Origin of the sequence: Enterobacter quasiroggenkampii (assembly GCF_043972695.1) — a bacterium.
GTDB classification, from domain to species: domain Bacteria; phylum Pseudomonadota; class Gammaproteobacteria; order Enterobacterales; family Enterobacteriaceae; genus Enterobacter; species Enterobacter quasiroggenkampii.
This window is the reverse complement of the sequence record NZ_CP143745.1, coordinates 588,033-610,165: the sequence shown is the minus strand read 5'-3', so window position 1 is coordinate 610,165 and position 22,133 is coordinate 588,033. Positions and strand designations below refer to the sequence as shown.

The following is a 22,133-nucleotide window of genomic DNA, read 5'->3' as shown; positions in this document are numbered from 1 at the left end:
CGGATGATGCCGGTCAGGACGATCAGTGCAGCGCTGGCCAGAAATCCTTGTTGGCCTCGATCAGGTCATCCAGAATCGCTTTCGCGACGGACGCGCTCGGCACGGTTTTCGACAGGGTGATCGCCTGCCAGAGTTTCTGGTACGAGCGCTGCTCCCAGGCATCCACCACCAGTTTTTCCACCGCTACCTGCTGGCTCATCAGCCCTTTCTGGAAGTGCGGAATATCGCCCACCGTGAGCGGCTCCGGTCCGTTATGGCCTACCAGGCAAGGGATCTCCACCATCGCATCGGCATCAAAGTTATGGATGGCCCCGTTGTTTGGCACAATCAGCAGCATGCGTTCCTGGGTATTAAAGGCAATCGCGGTCGCCAGATCGACGATGTACGACGCGTGTTCATCGATTTCCAGATCGCCGGCGGAGGATTTTCCCGCCTCGATAATCGCCCGGCAGGAACTGAACACGTGCTTCTCACGGTGATCCATGACCTCATTGGCGCGGGTGCGTTCCGGGTTGGAATGTGCGACCACGTAGTCCGGGAACAGGTAATACTTCAGGTAGGTGTTCGGCATGGTATCCGGATCCAGCGCCTGCACGTCTTTTGCTTTAGCGAACGTATCTTTCCAGCTCGCCTCGGTGTGAGCATTGTCAGAAGGCGGAACATAGCCGTTTTTCGCCACGTATTCGCGCAGCTTCGGCATCAGATCGTTGCCGTTCAGGTCTTCAATTGACGTCCACCAGCCGAAATGGTTCAGGCCGTAGTAGCGCACGCGCATCTCTTTGCGGTCTTTCAGGCCAACAATCTGTGCCATGCGCCCTTCGATGCCGATCGGCATATCGCAGATATTGAGGATTTTGGCGTTCGGACGCAGGCGGCGCGTGGCTTCCGCGACAATCGCCGCCGGGTTGGAGTAGTTCAGCATCCACGCGTTCGGAGAGTACTGCTCCATGTAATCCACCAGCTCCAGCACGCCGCCGATAGAGCGCATGCCGTAGGCAATCCCGCCCGGGCCGCAGGTTTCCTGGCCCAGCACGCCGTGGCGCAGCGGGATTTTTTCATCTTTTTCGCGCATCGGGTATTTGCCCACGCGGATATGCGCCATCACGAAATCGACATCGCTAAAGGCCGCTTTCGGATCGGTGGTGTAGCTGAATTCAATCTCCGGCGCCTGCTCCTTAAGGATGATTTTGCACGCTTCGGCGATGGTCTCCTGACGCGCGCCGTCGTTGTCATAGAACTTCAGCGCGCGCAGCGGGAAACGGTCACGGTTGGCTAACAGCATCAGGACGATACCAGGCGTAAAGGTGCTGCCGCCGCCTGCAATGACAACTGAGAATTTTTTCATGATATAGCCTCTGTCAGGGTGGTTTGTTCATTCGTTAAGGGGGTTTTCATCAGCGATTCCAGCTGGTCGCGCACCTGAGGAACGTGCAGGCCGACAATCACCTGAATGCCGTTGCCGCGTCGCACCACGCCGTGGGCGCCGAGGGCTTTGAAGACGTCATCGCTTTGCGTTTTCGCCATATCGACCAGGGCGATGCGCAGGCGGGTGGCGCAGTTGTTGATGCTTTCGATGTTGGCCGCGCCGCCGAGCGCCTGCAGGAATCCGGCGGCCTGCCCGACCTGCTGGCTGGCCGCGGCCGGGGCGGTGGTTTGCCCGCGCGCCGCCTTATAGTCGGCCTTGCTGTAGAGCTTGATTTCGCTCTCCTCCCGGCCCGGGGTTTTCAGGTTCAGACGTGCAATCAGCGTTTTGAAAACCACGAAGTAAATTCCGGTGAAGCAGACGCCAATGCCGATCTGGGTAAAGACCGTCGCGGCGTGGTTATGGAACATCGGGATCCAGTTTTGCGGCAGGAACTGGTCCAGCAGGCCGCCGCCCATGTTCCCGACCACGCCGAAGGTGTACATCACCGTCGCCATGGTCGCCGCCAGCACGGCGTGAACGGCAAACAGCAGTGGCGAGATAAACAGGAAGGTGAATTCGAGCGGTTCGGTAATGCCCACCAGCACCGCGGTAAGCGTGGCCGGGACCAGCAGCCCCGCGACCTTGACGCGGTTTTCCGGCGACGCGGTGTACCAGATCGCCAGCGCAATCCCGACCGAGCCGAACACTTTTGAGTTACCGTGCAGGGCGAAGCCGCCTTCCGGGAAGAGGGTTTTCAGCGGCAGGGTGCTCTGGCTGAATTCCTGCAGATGCTGCGCCCAGTAGACCTGAATCCCCCCTTCCACCGCCGCCGGGCCGAAGATGAACGGACCGTAGACGAAGTGGTGCAATCCGGTTGGGATCAGAATGCGTTCCAGGAAGGTATAAACCCACACGCCCAGCGCCCCGGCAGAGCGCAGGAACGCCTGCAGAGACTCAATGCCCATCTGCACTTTCGGCCAGCCCAGCAGCGTCAGCCAGGCGCAGGGGATCATGACGAAGAACGCGAGGATAACGACAAACGAGCTGCCCTGGAAAATCCCCAGAAACACCGGCAGCGGCTTGTCAAAATAGCGGTTATGGATGGCGGTGACGATGCCTGAAATCACGATTGCACCGATGATGCTGGTATCGAGCGTTTTGATGCCGGCAATCATCGCCAGCCCGCTACCGGCCGTCGGTTCGGCGGAGAAGTCGACGCCAAAGAAGTGGCCCCAGGTCATCCCCATCGCGTTGATGAAGTAGTTCCAGGTCAGGAAGCTAATCAGCACCGCCAGACAGGCACGGCCCTGGGCCTGCTTCGCCAGGCCAATCGGCAGGCCGACGGCAAAAATCAGCGGCATATTGCGGAACACCGCCCAGCCGCCCTCTTCAATGATGTGAACAATCTGCGCGAAAAGATGATCGGGGGCCGTTAAGGCTTCGCCGACAAACAGCGGGTTGCGAAGCATGATGGCGATTCCCACCACGATCCCGGCGAACGGAAACAGCAACACCGGGGTAAACATGGCACCGCCAAAACGTTGTATTTGACTGAGCATTTTTAAATCCTCATGAAACAACCTGTAGGGGTAGAGGCCTTTATGGTTTTTTGCTGGCCTGAGGTGAGCATAAGAACTTACTGATGCGCGAACATGGCGTGCCGCTGCGATTCGTGATCGCATTCATGGTTTTATTTTGACCAATCAGGTCTACTTTTTGCGGTAAATATGGACATGTCAGGACGCCATCCACGCCCTGATAAGGGCAGAGAGGTCTACTGGTGATCTACAAATCCATTGCTGACAGATTGCGGCTGCGGCTGAATTCGTCGGACTACAATATCGGCAGTCCGCTGCCGGGCGAGAAAGCGCTGGCGCAGGAGTTCGGAGTGGCGCGAATGACCATCCGCAAGGCGCTGGATCTGCTGGTGAGCTGGGGGCTGGTTGAACGGCGGCACGGCAGCGGCACGTTTGTGTCACGCAAAGACGTTCACCACGAAACCACCAACCTGACCGGGCTGGTGGAAGTGCTGCGTCAGCAGGGAAAAGAGGTGCAGAGCAAGGTGCTGCAGTTCGAAGTGATGCCCGCCCCGCCCGCCATCGCCAGCCAGCTGCGAATTCAGGTGGATGAGCGGATCTACTTTTCCCGACGGGTGCGCTACGTGGACGGAAAGCCGCTGATGCTGGAGGACAGTTTTATGCCGGTGAAGCTGTTTCGCAATCTGTCGCTGGCGCATCTTGAAGGGTCAAAGTTTGATTACATCGAGAAGGAGTGCGGGATCACCATCAGCGGCAACTACGAGAGCCTGACGCCGGTGCTGGCCGATAAGCAGCTGGCGGGTTATATGAACCTGCCGGAACAGACGCCGCTGCTGCGTATCACCTCCCTTTCCTACAGCGACAGCGGCGAGTTCCTCAATTATTCCGTGATGTTCCGAAATACCAGTGATTACCAGGTAGACTACCATCTGCGGCGCATCCACCCGGACGACCTGCTAGCCCATCCCCCAGAACAGCACCGCCAGTAGCTGCGGCGTAATGATGCGCAGGAACATCACCAGCGGGTAGACGGTGGCATAGGAGAGCGCTGCCGCGCCGCTGGTGCTGTGCAGGTTGTTGGCAAAGGCCAGCGCGGGCGGATCGGTCATGGAGCCCGCCAGCATGCCGCACAGCGTCAGGTAGTTCATTTTGGCGAACATCCGCGCCAGTATGCCCACCGTCAGCAACGGAATCGCCGTGATAAAGATGCCGTAGCCGACCCAGCTCATCCCTTCGCCCTTGATCAGCGTATCGACGAAATCCCCGCCGGACTTCAGCCCGACCACCGCCAGGAACAGCACGATGCCCAGCTCGCGCAGCGCCAGGTTGGCGCTCGGCGGCATAAACCAGTAGAGCTTACCGATGCAGCCGATACGCCCGAGGATCAGCGCCATAATCAGCGGCCCGCCCGCCAGGCCCAGCTTGAGCGCCACCGGAAAGCCCGGCACGTACAGCGGGATGGAGCCGAGCAGCACGCCGAGCCCGATACCGATGAATACCGGTAGCATCTGCACCTGCTGCAGTTTCTGCTGGGCGTTACCCACCATATCCGCGACGGCGTCGATGGAAGACGGGCGCCCAACCAGGTTGAGGATATCCCCGAACTGCAGGCTGGCCTCCGGGCTGGCGACCAGCTCGACACCCGCACGGTTAAGGCGGGAGATCACCACGTCATAACGCTCTTTTACCTGCAGATCGCGTATTTTTTTGCCAAGGACGTGCTCGTTGGTTACCACAACGCGTTCCACCCGCATATCGGTGCCGCGCGTTGAGAGCGAGGTATCCACTTCCTGACCAATCACCAGACGGGCATTGTTCAAATCGCCGGGCTGGCCCACCAGGTGCAGCAGATCGCCTTGCTGAATGATGGTGCCGGGCGCGGGCACCATCAGCATATCGTCGCGCTTAAGGCGGGAGCAGATAATATTGGCGCTGTTCAGAATCGGCACGTCCTGAATCGCCATATTGTTCAGGTTGGGGTTATCAACCCGAATGTTGATGGTTTTGATCGGCATATGGCCGTTGGTAAGCGTGGTTTCGTGGTCCTTTGCCTCTTTATCGACGTTAATGCGAAACAGGACGCGGACCAGCCACATGGAGAGCAGAATGCCGCAAATGCCAAACGGATAGGCCATGGCGTAGCTCATCCCCATCTGGTCGACGATGCCGGGTTCGATGCCCAAATCGCGCAGGATTTGCTGCCCGGCACCGAGCGCAGGCGTGTTGGTGACCGCCCCGGAGAAAATGCCCAGCACTACGGGCAGCGGGATAGCAAAGATTTTATGCAGAATGGCGGTGACCAGCCCGCCCATCACCACAATGCCGAGGGCAAACAGGTTGAGCCGTAAGCCGGAGACACGAAGAGAGGCGAAAAAACCCGGCCCCACCTGAATCCCGATGGTATAGACGAACAGGATCAGGCCGAATTCCTGAGTAAAGTGGAGCATTTCGGCGCTCAGCACCAGCCCGAACTGGTCGGCAAAGTGGCCGACAAAAATGCCGCCAAACAGCACCCCGCCTATCCCAAACCCGACGCCGCGGATTTTGATATTCCCTATCCACAGGCCAACAACAGCGACCAGGGCCAACACGCTGACGGTTAACGCGATATCACTCATGATCCACTTCCTTGGCATAACCTTAGTTATGCTAAGGATTCTCTCAGAGCCGTGGGCGGTTGTATGGGCGATGGCGCACAAAAAAGCCCTGCCGGGGCAGGGCCTTGTGCGGTCTGTGAGCGGTGTCGGGTGGCGGCTGCGCCTTACCCGACCTACAGGTTCGGCGGACTTGTTAACTGTTTAATGCCGGCCGGTCGCTAATGGCGATACGCTGTGGCGCGATGGCTTCCGGCACGTTACGAGTCAGGTCAATATGTAGCAGCCCGTTGGTAAACGTTGCGCCGGAGACGTCCATATGGTCTGCCAGGGTAAAGCTCAGGCTAAACGGCTGATTAACCAGCCCCTGATGCAGCCATTTGGTCTCGGTCTCTTGTTTCTCCGGCGTACCTTTCACGGTCAGACGCGTGCCTTCGAGCTGGATATCCAGATCCTCCTGACGGAAGCCGGCCAGCGCCAAGGTGATGCGATAGTGGTTATCGTCGCTTTTTTCGATGTTGTACGGCGGAAACGTCTGTTGCTCAGCGGTGTTTTGCAGGGCATTAGCCAGTTTGTCAAAACCAATCCACTGACGAAGTAAGGGGGATAAATCATAGTTACGCATACTAAATCTCCTTCTGAGAAGCGAGTTCGGCACAGTTTAATTTTGTGCGCAGTTGTTCCTGCAAATCCGGATGGATTCGCATATGCTCCCGTTACGGCAAGCAAGTCTGGGTGGGCCGCTCGCGCGACCCGCATAATTAGTTAATTTCGATACGACGCGGTTTTTTCTCTTCCGGAATCACACGTTCCAGTTCGATAAACAGCAGGCCGTTGACCAGGTTCGCGCCTTTCACGTGAATGTTCTCGGCTAACTGGAACTTGCGTTCAAAGTTGCGCTCAGCGATGCCCTGGTAAAGGTAGGTACGTTCTTTCTGCTCGGCCGTATGGGAACCTTTCACCACCAGCAGGTTGTCCTGTGCGGTGATCTCCAGTTCGTTTTCTGCAAAACCAGCGACGGCAATGGCGATGCGGTAGTGGTTTTCATCAACCAGCTCAACATTGTATGGAGGGTAGCCGTTGCTCTGGCTTTGGTTATTTTCTAAATGGTTAAACAGGCGGTCAAAACCAATTGCAGAACGGTATAGCGGAGAAAGATCGAAGTTACGCATAAATAAAACTCCTGAAATCAGCGAGAAAATTAAGCCTTCCACCATGGACAGGCCTTTGCGCCCCCCGAACACCCATCAGGCGAGTTCGTTATCGGGTCGTATTCTTAAAATGGGTCTGCAACCGGGCTTTTCAAGCACGACGACTGCACTTTTTTTTGCACTTTCCTGCATCTCGCTTAGACTGGGACAACAGCACAAAGGGTTAAATTGCGATGGCTGCCACAGTGCGGGGTTATCGGGCTATCCATTTTGGTTAAGGCTCGTTATAACCCTGAGTTGCAGGTCTATGCAGTGCCATTAACGATGACTGAGTGATGATGAAAAATGTTCTGATAAAGCTGACGACGTTCAGCGGGGTTGTTTTACTTTGCGGGTGTTCGAGCGTGATGTCTCACACCGGCGGTAAAGAAGGAACATATCCGGGGACGCGTGCCAGCGCGGCGATGATCTCCGATGACGATACAAACTGGGGCACCAAATCCCTGGTTATCCTGGATATGCCGTTTACGGCTGTGGCGGATACGCTTTTGCTGCCATGGGATATGTTTCGTAAGGACAACTCCGTGCGCTCACGGGTAGAAAAAAGCGAGCAGGAGAATCTGGCGACTAACGCCGTTATCCCGCCCGCTGACATGCCTCCACGCTAGTTATGCGCGGTTTCCGTTAACCAAAGTTGACGGAAACCCCCTGTCTCTTCCATCCACGCGATAAAGCGCCCGTCCGGGGAAAACACGACGGCATCGGCAGACGGCGGATTGCCGTGATCGGACGTCAAAAACGTCACCTCTCCAGTCTGCGCGTCACAGCAGGCGATCCGGTTTTCGAGCACAAACCCCAGTCGGTCACCCGCCGGATGCCAGTTAAACGCAGACTGAATACCGCTCGCGGTCTGCGTCAGCTGGCGCGGCTCGCCGCCCTCAGGCGAGATCAGCCACAGCTGCACAATGCCGTTATCGTCGCGCATCAGAAACGCGATCTGCGTTCCCTGCGAGTTGCTGCGAACCCAGTGACGTGGCACGTTCACCAGGCCCGGATAGGCCCTCTGATGCGTAAAGGTCAGACGACGCTGCTTCACCCCAGCAGGCGGAGCTGGCAGGGTCTCTTCGGTGCCCTGCAGCGGCGCATCGCCCGCGCGTTTCCAGCTCTGCTCCTCTTCCGGCAGGTCGACGATAAACAGTTCCGGGACTTTTTCGCCCTGCGCAGAGAGGGTATCGCCGATAAACGCCAGCCTGGTGTTGCCCACCCAGCCCTCTTCATAGGCGCGGTTAATCTCGTCGCTGCCCGGCTGCGGGTTGGGCGTCGTGCGGCTGACCAGCACGCTCCAGTAAGTCCCCGGGTATTCACGAGGATGGTTTCCCGGCGGATTCACCGGGCCATAAGGCGCCGCCACGCCGACGTTGCGTAAATCAAGCTTCGCATCGCGCACGTGCAGCACGTGGTCGTTATAGGTAAAGCTGACGAGCTGGCCGTTCGGGCTGAAGACATGGACGTGGCTGCCGCCGCGCAGCGCGCCAGGGGTGTATGGCGAAGTGATATCCATCGCGTCCAGGTTGCTCACCTGACCGTGATGCGCAATCACCCCCTGACGATGATGAAAATCGTAGTGCCAGTCTGCATCCGGGTTTTTCGGACCGTGGATAAAGACGTATTTCTCTTGCGCAGGATGAACGGTCACCACGCCAACGTGCGCGCCGTCAGTGGCGCGATAAACCACGTCTACCTCGCCCGTGCCGACGTTGACCCGCTCGATGGTTTCTCCGGTGAACGATGCACCTGACGGGCGCACGTCATAGACCAGCCACTGGCTGTCCGGCGTCCAGGTATTGATGTTGGTCAGCTGGTGGTTGCGGGAAGCGAAGGTGATTTGTTTCATGAGGATACCCTGATGCGCAGTTATCGCATCAGGGTATAGCAAGCGGGTGTTTAGTTCAGCACAAACTTCTCAATGGCGTAAGCCACGCCGTCTTCGAGATTAGATTTGGTGACAAAATTAGCCACTTCTTTCACCGACGGAATGGCGTTATCCATCGCCACGCCCATGCCCGCGAATTCAATCATCGCGATGTCGTTTTCCTGGTCGCCCAGCGCCATGATTTCGTCCGGCTTGATGCCCAGCGCGTCGGCCAGCGATTTCACGCCGGTGCCTTTATTGACGCGTTTATCGAGGATTTCAAGGAAGTACGGCGCACTTTTCAGCACGGTGTATTTCTCTTTCACCTCGGCCGGAATGCGCGCAATCGCTTTATCCAGGATCTCCGGCTCGTCGATCATCATCACTTTCAGGAACTGGGTGGCCGGATCCATCTTCTCGGCTTCACAGAACACCAGCGGAATGGTCGCCACGTAGGATTCATGTACCGTGTAGTAGCTGATATCACGGTTGGCGGTATAAAGCGTATTGCGATCGAGGGCGTGGAAGTGGGAGCCCACTTCACGGGACAGTTTTTCCAGGAACCGGTAGTCATCGTAGCTCAGCGCGGTTTGCGCAACCGTACTGCCATCCGCGGCTTTCTGTACCAGCGCGCCGTTATAGGTGATGCAGTAGTCGCCAGGCTGATTCATATGCAGCTCTTTCAGATAGCTGTGCACGCCCGCATACGGACGCCCCGTGGTGAGGACCACATTCACACCCTTGGCGCGTGCCGCGGCGATCGCGTTCTTAACGGCTGGAGAGATAGTGTGGTCTGGCAGCAACAGCGTGCCGTCCATATCGATTGCAATAAGTTTGATAGCCATGAGTTCCCCGGGATAAATGAGTGCTGCCTCATGCTAACGCGATTAAGCACACAAAAATAGAGCTATATTGCGCAACAAAAGCCCCCTTTTACGCTTCTCCCGGGGAATAAAGACCTACTCGCGGGTGAGAACGATTTTACCAAACGCACCGCGATCCAGATGCTCAAGTGCCTGTTCAAGCTCGTTAAAACGGTAGCGATGCTCAATCACGGGTTTCAGGCCGGTGACATCAACAGCGCGGACGAAATCTTCCAGCGCCCTGCGGTGTCCTACACCGATCCCCTGAATGACGGGAGATTTCAGCAACAGTTCGCCAGCAGAGAGCGAAATGTCAGTGCCGGCCAGCACGCCAATGACCGAGATACGTCCATGAACGGCAACGGCGCGCAGGGAGTGCTTCAGGTTCTCCCCGCCCACGGTTTCAATAATATGGTCGATGCCGCGATCCTGCGTCAGTGCCAGCGTATTTTCAGCCCAGTCGCCTTTCAGGCGGTTGATGCCCTGGCTGGCCCCCAGTTTTTTGGCCAACGCCAGCTTTTCATCGCTCCCCGAGGTGACAAATACCTCTGCGCCGTGCGCTTTGGCAATTTGCAGGGCGAAAATCGCCACGCCGCCCGTCCCCTGTACCAGCACCGATTGCCCGGCGCGCAGCTGGCCGCGTTCCACCAGCGCGAACCAGGCGGTAAGCCCTGCACAGGGTAAGGTGCTGGCCTCTGCGTCATCCAGGGTTTCCGGCGATGCCGCCAGCGCGTCTTCCTTCACAATCACATACTCGGCCAGCATTCCCTGGAAGTATCCACCGGACGTTCTATAGGGCAAATTGCGCGCGTCCGCCTGCGGATTACCGTCGATCCACTCCGGGAAGAAGGTTGAGATAACGCGAGCGCCGGGCTGGAAACGCGTGACGCCTTCACCAACGCTGTCTACGACGCCCGCCATGTCAGACGCCGGAGTAAACGGGAAGGAAAGCGGAATCGGCATCGTGCCTTCAATCACCATTTTATCGCGATAGTTGAGCGCAACGGCATTCACCCGTACGCGTACTTCACCCGGGCCTGGCTGTGGAATGGGCTCCTGAGTGAGTGTGAGGCTCTCGCGCCCGAGGGCGTTCATCGTCCAGCGTTGCATTGTCTCTGTCATTTCTCTCTCCTGCGATCAAATAAGCTTCAGTACCGACAGTCTAGCGTTGACTCCTAGTTACCAGTGGCGATAAGTTTTCGCTTTATTGATGCCTGAATGGATACAATCCATGACCGATACGCTGAAAGATATTCCTGTTTTTGTCGCTGCCGTGGAGGCAGGAAGCTTTGCACAGGCCGCAGTTCGCCTGCACCTGTCGCGCTCGGCGGTGGGAAAAAGCATTGCTCGCCTTGAGGAACGCCTCGGAGTACGGCTCTTTCAGCGCACCACACGCAGCCAGCGGCTCACCGATAACGGCGCCCTGTTCTACGAGCGCTGTCTGCGCGCGCTGGAGGAGATTCGGGGCGCAGAGTCGCTGCTTGAAACAGGGAAACAGCAGGTCAGTGGCCGCCTGCGTGTTGCCATGCCGGTGCTCTTTGGTCGCCAGTGCGTCGCGCCGCTGTTGATTGAACTGGCGCAGGAACACCCCGGGCTTGAGCTTGAAATGTCGTTCAGCGACCGCGTGGTAGATCTGGTAGAGGAAGGGTTTGATATGGCGGTGCGTAACGGCACGCTGCAGGACAGCAGCGTGCTGGTCGCCAGAAAGCTGGGGGAACACCGCATGGTGCTATGTGCCGCGCCGGATTATCTGCAGAAGAAAGGCCAGCCGCAAAGCGTGGCTGATTTACCCCATCATACGGCCATTAACTATCTGCGCGCAGGCAGAGTCCTCTCCTGGCAGCTGATGGATAATGAGGGGATCTCGCACAGCTTTACTCCCCGTTCATCACTCAATATGGATGATTTGCAGGCCATCTGCGACGCGGCGCTGACCGGGCACGGCATTGCCTGGCTCCCCTGCTGGATGGCCGTTAAAGAAATCCATCAGGGAAAGCTCGTCCCGCTCCTGAAGCAGGCGCCGGATGTCCATTTTGACGTCCATGCGGTCTGGCAGCAGACGCCGCACCTGCCGCTGAGGGTAAGAATGGCCATAGACACGCTGGCGAGCCGTTTACCGTCCGTGATGTCGCTGGATATGCCTGAGCCCATAAAAAAGCCGCGCTAAAAGCGCGGCCAGTTATCGTGCGGTATCACGTCGATTAAATATCGATATTTGCCGCTTTCAGGGCGTTCTCTTCGATGAAGGCACGACGTGGTTCAACCGCATCGCCCATCAGGGTGGTGAACAGCTGGTCTGCAGCAATCGCGTCCTTAACGGTAACGCGCAGCATGCGACGGCTTTCCGGATCCATGGTGGTTTCCCAAAGCTGCTCCGGGTTCATTTCGCCCAGACCTTTATAACGCTGGATCGCGAGGCCGCGACGGGACTCTTTCACCAGCCAGTCCAGCGCCTGCTCGAAGCTGGCTACCGGCTGACGACGTTCGCCACGTTCGATGAACGCATCGTCTTCGATCAGACCGCGCAGCTTCTCGCCGAGTGTGCAGATGCGACGGTATTCCGGACCGGTCACAAATTCGTGCTCCAGCGGGTAGTCGGTATCGACGCCGTGGGTACGCACGCGAACGATCGGCTCGAACTGATGATCGGCGTTCTGCTGAACATCGCATTTCCACTGGCTGCCGTGCTGCTCTTTCTCGTTCAGATCGGTCACCAGGGCGTTCACCCAGCGGGTGACGGTCTGCTCGTCGCTCAGATCGGCTTCGGTCAGGGTTGGCTGATAAACCAGCTCCTTCAGCAGCGTTTTCGGATAACGGCGTTCCATACGCGTAATCATTTTCTGCGTGGCGTTGAACTCGGACACCAGACGCTCCAGCGGCTCACCGGCCAGTGCAGGAGCGTGCGAGTTCGCGTGCAGGGTTGCGCCATCAAGTGCGATCGCGATTTGGTACTGATCCATCGCTTCGTCATCTTTGATGTACTGTTCCTGCTTGCCTTTCTTCACTTTGTACAGCGGCGGCTGGGCAATGTAGACGTGGCCACGTTCAACGATTTCAGGCATCTGACGATAGAAGAAGGTCAACAGCAGCGTACGAATGTGCGAGCCGTCGACGTCCGCATCGGTCATGATGATGATGCTGTGGTAGCGCAGTTTGTCCGGGTTGTACTCGTCACGGCCAATGCCGCAGCCCAGCGCGGTGATGAGCGTCGCCACTTCCTGAGAAGAGAGCATCTTGTCGAAACGGGCTTTCTCAACGTTGAGGATTTTACCCTTCAGCGGCAGGATAGCCTGGTTCTTACGGTTACGGCCCTGCTTCGCAGAGCCGCCCGCGGAGTCCCCTTCCACGAGGTACAGTTCGGACAGCGCCGGGTCGCGTTCCTGGCAGTCAGCCAGCTTGCCCGGCAGGCCGGCTAAGTCCAGCGCACCTTTACGACGGGTCATTTCACGGGCTTTACGCGCCGCTTCACGGGCACGCGCCGCATCGATAATTTTGCCCACCACGATTTTCGCGTCGGACGGGTTTTCCAGCAGGTATTCGCTCAGCAGTTCGTTCATCTGCTGCTCAACCGCCGATTTCACCTCAGAAGAGACCAGCTTGTCTTTGGTCTGTGAGGAGAACTTCGGATCCGGCACCTTCACGGAGACAACGGCAATCAGGCCTTCACGGGCGTCGTCACCGGTAGCGCTGACTTTCGCTTTCTTGCTGTAGCCTTCTTTGTCCATGTAGGCGTTCAGGGTACGGGTCATCGCCGCACGGAAGCCTGCAAGGTGAGTACCACCGTCACGCTGTGGAATGTTGTTGGTGAAGCAGTAGATGTTTTCCTGGAAACCGTCGTTCCACTGCAGCGCCACTTCCACGCCGATACCGTCTTTTTCGGTGGAGAAGTAGAAGATATTCGGGTGAATAGGCGTTTTGTTCTTGTTCAGATACTCAACAAACGCCTTGATACCGCCTTCATAGTGGAAGTGGTCTTCTTTGTTGTCGCGTTTGTCGCGCAGGCGAATCGAGACGCCGGAGTTCAGGAACGACAGTTCACGCAGGCGTTTCGCCAGGATGTCGTACTCAAACTCGGTGACGTTGGTGAAGGTTTCGAGGCTCGGCCAGAAACGCACCATGGTACCGGTTTTGTCGGTATCGCCCGTGACGGCCAGCGGTGCCTGCGGCACGCCGTGCGTATAAAGCTGACGGTGGATTTTGCCTTCGCGCTGGATAACCAACTCCAGCTTCTGCGACAGGGCGTTAACCACGGAGACGCCTACGCCGTGCAGGCCGCCGGAAACTTTATAGGAGTTATCGTCGAACTTACCGCCTGCGTGCAGGACGGTCATGATCACTTCCGCCGCAGAGACGCCCTCTTCCGGGTGAATACCGGTTGGGATGCCACGACCGTCATCGGTGACGGAGACGGAGTTATCCGCATGGATGGTGACCACGATGTCTTTACAGTGACCCGCGAGCGCTTCGTCGATAGCGTTATCTACCACCTCGAATACCATGTGGTGCAGACCGGTGCCGTCATCCGTGTCGCCGATATACATACCCGGGCGCTTACGCACCGCATCCAGCCCTTTCAGGACTTTGATACTGGAGGAGTCATAAGAATTCGACATCAACGTTTCTCGCTCATTTCAACTTGGGTTAATCCGTTATTTTACCCTTTTCCACGGTAAACATCTTCGAATTTTCGTCCGACATGTCTATAACGTGTTCAGCGCTTATCGCGCTGACGAAAACCTGCGACTGCGTGGCTTTTAAGCGGCTGGCAAGCAGCCCGCGCCGCGCGTCGTCAAGTTCCGAGGCAAAATCATCTATCAGGTACAGGCAGCGTCGCCCGCTCTCGCGGGTGAGAAACTCCCCCTGTGCCAGGCGTAGCGCACACATCAGGAGCTTGAGCTGCCCGCGCGACAGCGTGTCTTCCACCGGCGCACCGTCAGCACGAATGCGGAAATCCGCCTTGTGCGGGCCGTGCGCGGTGTAGGTCAACATGCGGTCGCGCTCGAAGCTTCTCTCTAACACCTCGGCATAGTCCGTCTCTTTCTCCCAGCCGCGCTGGAAGGAGAAGGTGAGAGAGAATTCAGGTAAAAACTGTTTGCAGGTGTCGGCCATGTCTTCGGCAATACCTGCGCTGTATTCGGCACGCCAGCGGCTGATCTGTTCCGCGAGAGGGATTAACTCCATGTCCCACGGACGCAGCTGGGCGTAGCGCGTCACCTGACGCAGCGCGGCGTTACGCTGCTTGAGCAGACGCTTCAGGTTGCTCCAGGCGTTAAAGAATCCGGCTTCGTTGTGAAAGCATCCCCAGTCGAGGAACGCTCTTCTGTATTTGGGGCCGCCGTTGAGTAAAGTAAACCCCTCGGGCGTGATCAGCTGCATCGGCATCAGCAGGGCAAGCTCGGCCACCTTGTGACCGTCGGTACCATCGATGCGCACCTTGCTGTCGCCCTGCTTGTCTTTGGTCAGGCCGATGGCGGTTTCCCGCTCCTCGCCCTGCAAACGCCCGTGCAGAACAAAGGATTCCTGCTCGTGGCGAATGACGCGACCAATCTGCAAACTGCGAAACGCCCGGCCATGGCCGAGCGTATAGATGGCTTCCAGCACGCTGGTTTTGCCGCTGCCGTTCGCGCCAACCAGGAAGTTAAAGCCAGGGGATAAAGCGAGATCCGCGCTTTCGATATTGCGAAAGTCGCGGATCAACAGACGGGTGAGCGACATTACAGTCTCATTGGCATGACAACATAGGCAGCCGACTGTGATGCGGCATCTTCAATCTGTACGCTCGAAACGGAGTCGGTCAGCAGGATGCGCACGTTCTCGCATTTCAGCGCATTCAGCACATCCAGCACGTAGCTAACGTTGAAGCCGATTTCCATCTCAGCCCCGGCGTAGGTGACGTCCAGAATCTCTTCTGCCTCTTCCTGCTCCGGGTTGTTGGCGGTGATTTTGATCTGGTTTTCACTCACGTACAGACGCACGCCGCGGAATTTCTCGTTAGAGAGAATGGCCGCACGCGCAAACGCCTGCTTGAGGCTATCACAACCGGCTTCCAGCGTTTTGTCCGGGTTCTTCGGCAATACGCGGCGATAATCCGGGAAACGGCCATCAACCAGCTTCGATGTGAAGACAAAGTCGCCCACGTGGGCGCGGATGTTATTGCTGCCGATCTGCACGCGCAGCGGCGTGTCGCCACCGTCGAGCATACGCATCAGCTCAATCACCCCTTTACGCGGCACGATCACCGAATGGTTTGGCAGTGAGTCGCCAATCGGCATGGAACAGACAGCCAGACGGTGGCCGTCGGTCGCCACGGTACGCAGTTCTTCACCTTCGGTTTCGAACAGCATGCCGTTTAAGTAGTAACGAACGTCCTGATGCGCCATGGAGAACTGCGTGGCTTCAATCAGACGCTTCATCGTTGCCTGCGGCAGGGTAAATTCCACTTCGCTCTGCCAGTCGTCCAGGTTCGGGAAGTCCGCAGCAGGCAGCGTGGAGAGCGAGAAACGGCTGCGGCCAGAGCGTACCAGCATACGGTCGCCTTCCAGCTGCACGGCGATTTCAGCGCCTTCCGGCAGCCCGCGGCAGATATCAAAGAATTTACGTGCCGGAACCGTGGTCGCGCCCGCGTCGTGCGGCTGCGTCAGCGTAACGCGCGCGATCATTTCCATTTCCAGATCTGTACCGGTCAGCGACAGCGTACCGTCCGCGACCTGAAGCAGCAGGTTTCCGAGAATAGGCAGCGTTGGGCGGCCGCCTAATGGGCCACTCACCTGTTGCAGCGGTTTTAATAAATGTTCACGTTCAACGGTAAATTTCATAGCGTCACGATGATAATGTTCTGATTAGATTGGAAAAATCTTCTTTTATGTCGTGGCTTTCTTCGCGTAACTGCTCAATCTTGCGACAAGCGTGCAGCACGGTCGTATGGTCACGGCCACCAAACGCATCCCCGATTTCCGGCAGACTGTGGTTGGTTAACTCCTTTGCCAGCGCCATCGCCATCTGACGCGGACGCGCCACCGAGCGGGAACGACGTTTAGACAGTAAATCTGCCACTTTGATCTTGTAGTACTCAGCCACCGTCTTTTGAATATTGTCGATAGTGACCAGTTTTTCCTGCAATGCCAGCAAATCGCGCAGCGCTTCACGCACAAAATCGATGGTGATCGCACGACCGGTGAAGTTGGCATTAGCGATAACGCGGTTCAGTGCCCCCTCCAGCTCACGCACGTTGGAGCGCAGACGCTTGGCAATGAAGAATGCCACTTCACCCGGCAGGCGAATGTCGTTTTCATCGGCTTTCTTCATCAGGATCGCGACGCGGGTTTCCAGCTCAGGTGGCTCGATCGCCACGGTCAGGCCCCAGCCGAAGCGGGATTTCAGACGATCTTCAACGCCGTTGATCTCTTTTGGATAACGATCCGAGGTCAAAATGATCTGCTGATTACCTTCCAGCAGGGCGTTGAAGGTGTGGAAAAATTCTTCCTGCGATCGTTCTTTGTTGGCAAAGAACTGAATGTCATCGATCAGCAGCGCATCAACGGAACGATAGTAGCGTTTAAACTCTTCGATCGCATTGTTTTGCAGGGCTTTTACCATGTCCTGAACGAAGCGCTCGGAGTGCATATACACCACTTTAGCATTGGGCTTGCGCGCCATAATGCCGTTGCCTACCGCATGAAGAAGGTGCGTTTTACCCAGACCCGTGCCGCCATACAGGAACAGCGGGTTGTAGGCCCCACCGGGGTTATCAGCAACCTGGCGAGCCGCCGCGCGCGCCAGCTGGTTCGACTTACCTTCAACGAAGTTATCGAACGTGTGTTTCACGTTTACGTTAGAGCGGTAGGTTGGCTCAGCCGGTGCGGGAACATTATCCCAGCCCTGACGAGCGGGTGCGACGCGAGGGGCCGGAACAGGAGCGGCCTGAGCAGGCGCTGCGACGTTCACGGTTTCACGAACGGTTTGGGTGACCGGCTTTGTACCCACTTCAAAGCGCAGCTGTGGGGCATCTGACCCGCAGAAATCGTTCAGCAGTCCATTGATGTTATTAAGGTATTTGTCCCTTACCCAATCGAGCACAAAACGGTTTGGCGCATACAAAGCCAGCGTGTTATCGCTCAGTTCCGCCTGCAACGGGCGGATCCACATACTGAATTCTGTGGCTGGTAACTCATCCTGCAATCGGGCAAGACACTGCTGCCAAAGCGAAAGTGACACGGCGGACTCCACTCGAACAATAAAAGAAAACTATTGAATATTCATGATTGTTGGCGCACATCGGCATGACCCTGTGTAAAGGGGGACGTGCGAATTGCTATCTGCAATTTATCCTGACCAGGATCCTGGGATCCCGATCGGGACCGCGGATCATAGCCTAAACTGAGCCAGAGATCTTCTGTTTCTCACAGATTCTTCCCGATTTATCCACAGGAAGATCAGAAACCGGTTAAGTGTAAACGATCCTGGCGCGAGTGCCCCACGATTTAGCCCGCATATTGGAAAAATTAATGAGCACAGACAATTTATTGCTTAAATGATCTAACGAAGATCCGGGACGATCCTTGCGCTTTGTCGGTGAGCCCGTATAATCCTCGACCCGGCGCGTGATGCTCATCTTCCTGCGTCGTCCGTTGCTCATTTTCCACGCGAAAACGTGCGGAAATACGCGGGAAATAAGGAAAGAGAATTGACTCCGGAGTGTACAATTATTACAATCCGGCCTCTTTAATCACCCACGCTGAGGCGTTAGTCGTTCGAAACTCGTTCGGGTATACGCAAAAGTCAGTGAATTTATTCAAGTTTAGGTAGAAATCGCCATGAAACGCACTTTTCAACCGTCTGTACTGAAGCGCAACCGTTCTCACGGCTTCCGTGCTCGTATGGCTACTAAAAATGGTCGTCAGGTTCTGGCACGTCGTCGTGCTAAAGGCCGCGCTCGTCTGACCGTTTCCAAGTAATAAAGCTAACCCCTGAGTGGTTAAGCTAGCATTTCCCAGGGAGTTACGTTTGTTAACTCCCGCTCATTTCACTTTCGTCTTCCAGCAGCCACAACGGGCTGGCACGCCGCAAATCACCATCCTCGGCCGCCAAAATTCGCTGGGGCATCCCCGCATCGGTCTCACAGTCGCCAAGAAAAATGTTAAGCGTGCGCATGAACGCAATCGGATTAAACGTCTGACGCGTGAAAGCTTCCGTTTACGTCAGCACGAACTGCCTTCAATGGATTTCGTGGTGGTGGCGAAGAAAGGGGTTGCCGACCTCGATAACCGTGCTCTCTCGGAAGCGTTGGAAAAATTATGGCGCCGCCACTGTCGCCTGGCTCACGGGTCCTGATAGCCCTCATTCGGGTCTATCAACGCCTGATTAGTCCGCTACTCGGGCCGCACTGCCGTTTCACACCAACATGCTCAAGCTACGGAATTGAGGCATTGCGCAGGTTTGGAGTGATAAAAGGCAGTTGGTTGACGGTGAAACGCGTATTAAAATGCCACCCTTTACACCCAGGTGGAGACGACCCCGTCCCCCCAGGACCCTTTGATACCAGAGAACACTAACGATGGATTCGCAACGCAATCTTCTTATCATCGCTTTGTTGTTCGTGTCTTTCATGATCTGGCAGGCGTGGGAGCAGGATAAAAATCCTCAACCACAACAGCAGGTCACGCAGACAACGACCACCGCAGCGGGTAGCGCCGCCGACCAGGGCGTACCGGCCAGTGGCCAGGGGAAACAGATTACGGTTAAGACCGATGTGCTTGAGCTGACTATCAACACCCGTGGTGGTGATGTTGAGCAGGCGCTGCTGTTAACCTACCCGAAAGAGCTGAAGTCTAACGAACCGTTCCAGTTACTGGAAACCACGCCTGAGTTTATCTACCAGGCGCAGAGCGGCCTGACCGGTCGTGATGGCCCGGATAACCCGGCTAACGGTGCGCGTCCACTGTATAACGTCGAGAACGACACCTTTGTGCTGGCTGATGGTCAGAACGAACTCGTGATCCCGATGACGTACACCGATACCGCAGGCAACACCTTCACCAAAACCTTCACCCTGAAGCGCGGTGAATATGCGGTGAACGTGGGCTACAGCGTACAGAACGCCAGTGCGAAACCGCTGGAGCTGTCGACCTTTGGCCAGCTGAAGCAGTCCATCAATCTGCCGTCACACCGTGACACCGGAAGCAGCAACTTTGCGCTGCATACCTTCCGTGGCGCGGCGTACTCCACGCCTGACGCGAAGTACGAGAAATACAAATTCGACACCATTGCCGATAACGAAAACCTGAACGTCAGCGCTAAAGGCGGTTGGGTGGCGATGCTGCAGCAGTATTTCGCAACGGCATGGGTGCCAAATAACGACGGTACCAACAACTTCTACACCGCGAACCTGGGTAACGGTCTTGCAGCCATCGGCTACAAATCTCAGCCGGTTCTGGTACAGCCGGGTCAAACCGGTAAGCTGGCAAGCACCCTGTGGGTCGGCCCGGAAATTCAGGACAAAATGGCCGCTGTTGCGCCGCACCTGGATCTGACCGTGGATTACGGTTGGTTGTGGTTCATCTCTCAGCCGCTGTTTAAGCTGCTGAAGTTCATCCACAGCTTCCTGGGTAACTGGGGCTTCTCCATCATCGTTATCACCTTCATCGTTCGTGGCATCATGTACCCGCTGACAAAAGCGCAGTACACCTCCATGGCGAAGATGCGCATGCTGCAGCCGAAGATTCAGGCAATGCGTGAGCGTCTGGGCGATGACAAACAGCGTCAGAGCCAGGAGATGATGGCCCTGTATAAAGCAGAGAAAGTGAACCCACTGGGTGGTTGCTTCCCGCTGCTGATTCAGATGCCAATCTTCCTTGCGCTGTACTACATGCTGATGGGTTCCGTTGAGCTGCGCCACGCGCCGTTCGCACTGTGGATCCATGACCTGTCCGCACAGGACCCGTACTACATCCTGCCGATCCTGATGGGCGTGACGATGTTCTTCATCCAGAAGATGTCGCCGACCACCGTGACCGACCCGATGCAGCAGAAGATTATGACCTTTATGCCGGTCATCTTCACCGTGTTCTTCCTGTGGTTCCCGTCAGGTCTGGTGCTGTACTATATCGTCAGCAACCTGGTGACCATTATCCAGCAGCAGCTGATTTACCGTGGTCTGGAAAAACGTGGCCTGCATAGCCGCGAAAAGAAAAAGTCCTGATCCGATAAGTTAACGCTAAAATAAGGGCGGTCGATTGACCGCCTTTTTTATTTGTATTGAACGAGAGCAACCATGAGCCATAACGACACTATCGTCGCCCAGGCAACCCCACCGGGACGCGGTGGTGTAGGCATTCTGCGCATCTCCGGCCTGAAGGCGCGCGAGGTGGCCGAAGCGGTACTGGGTAAGCTGCCAAAGCCGCGCTACGCTGATTACCTGCCGTTTAAAGATACCGACGGCACGCCGCTGGACCAGGGCATTGCGCTGTGGTTCCCCGGCCCGAACTCCTTTACCGGTGAAGACGTGCTGGAGCTGCAGGGCCACGGCGGCCCGGTTATCCTCGACCTGCTGTTAAAACGGATCCTGACCCTGCCGGGCCTGCGCATTGCGAAGCCGGGCGAGTTCTCCGAACGTGCCTTCCTCAACGACAAGCTCGACCTGGCGCAGGCGGAGGCCATTGCTGACCTGATCGACGCCAGCTCCGAGCAGGCGGCCCGCTCCGCCCTGAACTCGCTGCAGGGGGCATTCTCCGCGCGTGTGAATCACCTTGTGGAAGCACTTACTCACCTGCGCATCTACGTGGAAGCGGCTATCGACTTCCCGGATGAGGAGATCGATTTTCTCTCTGACGGTAAAATTGAAGCCCAGCTCAACCAGGTGATGGCCGATCTCGACGCCGTTCGCGCCGAAGCGCGCCAGGGCAGCCTGCTGCGCGAAGGGATGAAGGTGGTGATTGCCGGACGCCCTAACGCCGGGAAATCGAGCCTGCTGAACGCCCTGGCGGGCCGTGAAGCGGCAATCGTGACCGACATTGCCGGTACCACTCGCGACGTGCTGCGCGAGCACATCCACATCGACGGCATGCCGCTGCACATCATCGATACCGCCGGTCTGCGCGATGCCAGCGACGAGGTTGAGCGCATCGGTATCGAACGCGCCTGGCAGGAGATCGAGCAGGCCGACCGCGTGCTGTTTATGGTGGACGGCACCACGACCGACGCCGTTGACCCGGCGGAGATCTGGCCGGACTTTATCGCCCGTCTGCCGGCTAAACTGCCGATCACCGTGGTGCGTAACAAAGCGGACGTGACCGGCGAAACGCTCGGTATCAGCGATGTGAATGGTCACTCACTGATTCGCCTGTCGGCGCGGACCGGTGAAGGCGTGGACGACCTGCGTAACCATCTCAAGCAGAGCATGGGCTTTGACACCAGCATGGAAGGCGGCTTCCTCGCGCGTCGCCGTCACCTTCAGGCGCTGGAAGAAGCGGCGAACCATCTCGTTCAGGGTAAAGCGCAGCTGATCGGCGCGTGGGCGGGCGAACTGCTGGCGGAAGAGCTGCGTCTGGCACAGCAGAATCTGAGCGAGATCACCGGGGAGTTTACGTCGGACGATCTGCTGGGACGGATCTTCTCGAGCTTCTGTATTGGTAAGTAATCACTTATCGGGGGTGTTCAATATCTACAGGCGACT

The 22,133-nt window shown here is 57.0% G+C and carries 20 protein-coding genes and 1 other annotated feature; of the genes, 8 read left to right on the top strand and 12 right to left on the bottom strand.

The window, feature by feature from the left end; translation table 11 throughout:
- Positions 1-22: 22 nt before the first annotated feature.
- Positions 23-1,345 (bottom strand): 6-phospho-alpha-glucosidase, encoded by a 1,323-nt coding sequence (locus V1572_RS02955; protein ID WP_395299683.1) that lies wholly within the window; start codon positions 1,343-1,345, stop codon positions 23-25.
- Complete coding sequence (locus tag V1572_RS02950) at positions 1,342-2,964, bottom strand: alpha-glucoside-specific PTS transporter subunit IIBC (RefSeq protein WP_024907386.1); 1,623 nt, start codon at positions 2,962-2,964, stop codon at positions 1,342-1,344. The genes V1572_RS02955 and V1572_RS02950 overlap by 4 nt, the downstream gene beginning before the upstream one ends.
- 221 nt (positions 2,965-3,185) lie before the next feature.
- Between V1572_RS02950 and V1572_RS02945 the strand changes: the two genes are divergently transcribed.
- Positions 3,186-3,932 carry a GntR family transcriptional regulator gene (locus V1572_RS02945; protein ID WP_023618235.1) on the top strand — a complete coding sequence of 249 codons (747 nt, stop codon included), beginning with the start codon at positions 3,186-3,188 and terminating at the stop codon, positions 3,930-3,932.
- Here V1572_RS02945 and V1572_RS02940 read toward each other — a convergent pair.
- The 3 genes from V1572_RS02940 to ibpA form a co-directional block, all read right to left on the bottom strand.
- Positions 3,900-5,561 (bottom strand): putative transporter, encoded by a 1,662-nt coding sequence (locus V1572_RS02940; protein WP_395299682.1) that lies wholly within the window; start codon positions 5,559-5,561, stop codon positions 3,900-3,902. The genes V1572_RS02945 and V1572_RS02940 overlap by 33 nt on opposite strands.
- 172 nt (positions 5,562-5,733) lie before the next feature.
- Positions 5,734-6,162: a small heat shock chaperone IbpB gene (ibpB, locus tag V1572_RS02935; protein ID WP_008500161.1), complete on the bottom strand. Its 429-nt coding sequence runs from the start codon at positions 6,160-6,162 to the stop codon at positions 5,734-5,736.
- Between the two features lie 136 nt (positions 6,163-6,298).
- Positions 6,299-6,709: a small heat shock chaperone IbpA gene (gene ibpA, locus V1572_RS02930; protein ID WP_008500162.1), complete on the bottom strand. Its 411-nt coding sequence runs from the start codon at positions 6,707-6,709 to the stop codon at positions 6,299-6,301.
- Positions 6,703-6,774, bottom strand: a sequence feature (ROSE (Repression Of Heat Shock gene Expression) occurs in the 5'-region of heat shock genes and acts as an RNA thermometer to modulate expression.). Its footprint overlaps the gene before it by 7 nt.
- 249 nt (positions 6,775-7,023) lie before the next feature.
- Between ibpA and V1572_RS02925 the strand changes: the two genes are divergently transcribed.
- Positions 7,024-7,356, top strand: a complete 333-nt coding sequence (locus tag V1572_RS02925; RefSeq protein WP_032662055.1) for a YceK/YidQ family lipoprotein — start codon at positions 7,024-7,026, stop codon at positions 7,354-7,356.
- On the opposite strand, the gene V1572_RS02920 is transcribed toward V1572_RS02925, so the two are convergent.
- From V1572_RS02920 to V1572_RS02910, 3 genes are all read right to left on the bottom strand, one after another.
- Positions 7,353-8,582: a DUF3748 domain-containing protein gene (locus tag V1572_RS02920; RefSeq protein WP_262802342.1), complete on the bottom strand. Its 1,230-nt coding sequence runs from the start codon at positions 8,580-8,582 to the stop codon at positions 7,353-7,355. The genes V1572_RS02925 and V1572_RS02920 overlap by 4 nt on opposite strands.
- Positions 8,583-8,632: 50 nt before the next feature.
- Positions 8,633-9,445 carry a sugar-phosphatase gene (gene yidA / locus V1572_RS02915; protein ID WP_008500165.1) on the bottom strand — a complete coding sequence of 271 codons (813 nt, stop codon included), beginning with the start codon at positions 9,443-9,445 and terminating at the stop codon, positions 8,633-8,635.
- 114 nt (positions 9,446-9,559) lie between these two features.
- The gene (locus V1572_RS02910; protein ID WP_262802341.1) at positions 9,560-10,585 is read right to left on the bottom strand and encodes an NAD(P)-dependent alcohol dehydrogenase; all 1,026 of its coding nucleotides are present in this window, start codon (positions 10,583-10,585) and stop codon (positions 9,560-9,562) included.
- A gap of 109 nt (positions 10,586-10,694) precedes the next feature.
- On the opposite strand from V1572_RS02910, the gene V1572_RS02905 reads away from it, so the two are divergent.
- Positions 10,695-11,630, top strand: coding sequence for a LysR family transcriptional regulator (locus V1572_RS02905; RefSeq protein WP_262752668.1), 936 nt, complete (start codon positions 10,695-10,697; stop codon positions 11,628-11,630).
- A 34-nt stretch (positions 11,631-11,664) separates the two neighbouring features.
- Here the strand turns inward: V1572_RS02905 and gyrB are convergent, their stop codons facing one another.
- Genes gyrB through dnaA form a run of 4 tightly spaced genes read right to left on the bottom strand, consistent with a single transcriptional unit; the run spans position 11,665 to position 17,677 of the window.
- Positions 11,665-14,076, bottom strand: a complete 2,412-nt coding sequence (gyrB, locus tag V1572_RS02900) for a DNA topoisomerase (ATP-hydrolyzing) subunit B (RefSeq protein ID WP_048030320.1) — start codon at positions 14,074-14,076, stop codon at positions 11,665-11,667.
- A 28-nt stretch (positions 14,077-14,104) separates the two neighbouring features.
- Positions 14,105-15,178 carry a DNA replication/repair protein RecF gene (gene recF / locus V1572_RS02895; RefSeq protein WP_048030318.1) on the bottom strand — a complete coding sequence of 358 codons (1,074 nt, stop codon included), beginning with the start codon at positions 15,176-15,178 and terminating at the stop codon, positions 14,105-14,107.
- Entirely contained in the window at positions 15,178-16,278 is a 1,101-nt protein-coding gene (gene dnaN, locus V1572_RS02890; RefSeq protein WP_008500170.1) for a DNA polymerase III subunit beta, read from the bottom strand. The genes recF and dnaN overlap by 1 nt, the downstream gene beginning before the upstream one ends.
- A gap of 4 nt (positions 16,279-16,282) precedes the next feature.
- Complete coding sequence (dnaA, locus tag V1572_RS02885; protein WP_039267117.1) at positions 16,283-17,677, bottom strand: chromosomal replication initiator protein DnaA; 1,395 nt, start codon at positions 17,675-17,677, stop codon at positions 16,283-16,285.
- A gap of 599 nt (positions 17,678-18,276) precedes the next feature.
- Between dnaA and rpmH the strand changes: the two genes are divergently transcribed.
- The 5 genes from rpmH to mnmE all read left to right on the top strand — a co-directional run bounded on the left by rpmH (position 18,277) and on the right by mnmE (position 22,097).
- On the top strand, positions 18,277-18,417 hold the full coding sequence (rpmH, locus tag V1572_RS02880) for a 50S ribosomal protein L34 (protein WP_000831330.1): 141 nt from the start codon (positions 18,277-18,279) through the stop codon (positions 18,415-18,417).
- Between the two features lie 16 nt (positions 18,418-18,433).
- Complete coding sequence (gene rnpA, locus V1572_RS02875) at positions 18,434-18,793, top strand: ribonuclease P protein component (protein WP_024907873.1); 360 nt, start codon at positions 18,434-18,436, stop codon at positions 18,791-18,793.
- Positions 18,757-19,014: a membrane protein insertion efficiency factor YidD gene (gene yidD, locus V1572_RS02870; protein ID WP_001307474.1), complete on the top strand. Its 258-nt coding sequence runs from the start codon at positions 18,757-18,759 to the stop codon at positions 19,012-19,014. The genes rnpA and yidD overlap by 37 nt, the downstream gene beginning before the upstream one ends.
- A gap of 2 nt (positions 19,015-19,016) precedes the next feature.
- Complete coding sequence (yidC, locus tag V1572_RS02865; RefSeq protein WP_048030316.1) at positions 19,017-20,660, top strand: membrane protein insertase YidC; 1,644 nt, start codon at positions 19,017-19,019, stop codon at positions 20,658-20,660.
- 72 nt (positions 20,661-20,732) lie between these two features.
- Positions 20,733-22,097: a tRNA uridine-5-carboxymethylaminomethyl(34) synthesis GTPase MnmE gene (gene mnmE / locus V1572_RS02860; RefSeq protein ID WP_021242672.1), complete on the top strand. Its 1,365-nt coding sequence runs from the start codon at positions 20,733-20,735 to the stop codon at positions 22,095-22,097.
- Positions 22,098-22,133: the final 36 nt, after the last annotated feature.

What these genes read in the sequence shown, in the direction of transcription:
- V1572_RS02920 (WP_262802342.1), bottom strand. Translation starts at nt 8,582, where the DNA reads ATGAAACAAATCACCTTCGCTTCCCGCAACCACCAGCTGACCAACATC.
- ibpB (WP_008500161.1), bottom strand. Translation starts at nt 6,162, where the DNA reads ATGCGTAACTATGATTTATCCCCCTTACTTCGTCAGTGGATTGGTTTT.
- rpmH (WP_000831330.1), top strand. Translation starts at nt 18,277, where the DNA reads ATGAAACGCACTTTTCAACCGTCTGTACTGAAGCGCAACCGTTCTCAC.
- V1572_RS02910 (WP_262802341.1), bottom strand. Translation starts at nt 10,585, where the DNA reads ATGACAGAGACAATGCAACGCTGGACGATGAACGCCCTCGGGCGCGAG.
- recF (WP_048030318.1), bottom strand. Translation starts at nt 15,178, where the DNA reads ATGTCGCTCACCCGTCTGTTGATCCGCGACTTTCGCAATATCGAAAGC.
- yidA (WP_008500165.1), bottom strand. Translation starts at nt 9,445, where the DNA reads ATGGCTATCAAACTTATTGCAATCGATATGGACGGCACGCTGTTGCTG.
- yidD (WP_001307474.1), top strand. Translation starts at nt 18,757, where the DNA reads ATGGCGCCGCCACTGTCGCCTGGCTCACGGGTCCTGATAGCCCTCATT.
- ibpA (WP_008500162.1), bottom strand. Translation starts at nt 6,709, where the DNA reads ATGCGTAACTTCGATCTTTCTCCGCTATACCGTTCTGCAATTGGTTTT.
- mnmE (WP_021242672.1), top strand. Translation starts at nt 20,733, where the DNA reads ATGAGCCATAACGACACTATCGTCGCCCAGGCAACCCCACCGGGACGC.
- V1572_RS02950 (WP_024907386.1), bottom strand. Translation starts at nt 2,964, where the DNA reads ATGCTCAGTCAAATACAACGTTTTGGCGGTGCCATGTTTACCCCGGTG.
- V1572_RS02940 (WP_395299682.1), bottom strand. Translation starts at nt 5,561, where the DNA reads ATGAGTGATATCGCGTTAACCGTCAGCGTGTTGGCCCTGGTCGCTGTT.
- dnaN (WP_008500170.1), bottom strand. Translation starts at nt 16,278, where the DNA reads ATGAAATTTACCGTTGAACGTGAACATTTATTAAAACCGCTGCAACAG.
- V1572_RS02925 (WP_032662055.1), top strand. Translation starts at nt 7,024, where the DNA reads ATGATGAAAAATGTTCTGATAAAGCTGACGACGTTCAGCGGGGTTGTT.
- V1572_RS02905 (WP_262752668.1), top strand. Translation starts at nt 10,695, where the DNA reads ATGACCGATACGCTGAAAGATATTCCTGTTTTTGTCGCTGCCGTGGAG.
- V1572_RS02955 (WP_395299683.1), bottom strand. Translation starts at nt 1,345, where the DNA reads ATGAAAAAATTCTCAGTTGTCATTGCAGGCGGCGGCAGCACCTTTACG.
- gyrB (WP_048030320.1), bottom strand. Translation starts at nt 14,076, where the DNA reads ATGTCGAATTCTTATGACTCCTCCAGTATCAAAGTCCTGAAAGGGCTG.
- yidC (WP_048030316.1), top strand. Translation starts at nt 19,017, where the DNA reads ATGGATTCGCAACGCAATCTTCTTATCATCGCTTTGTTGTTCGTGTCT.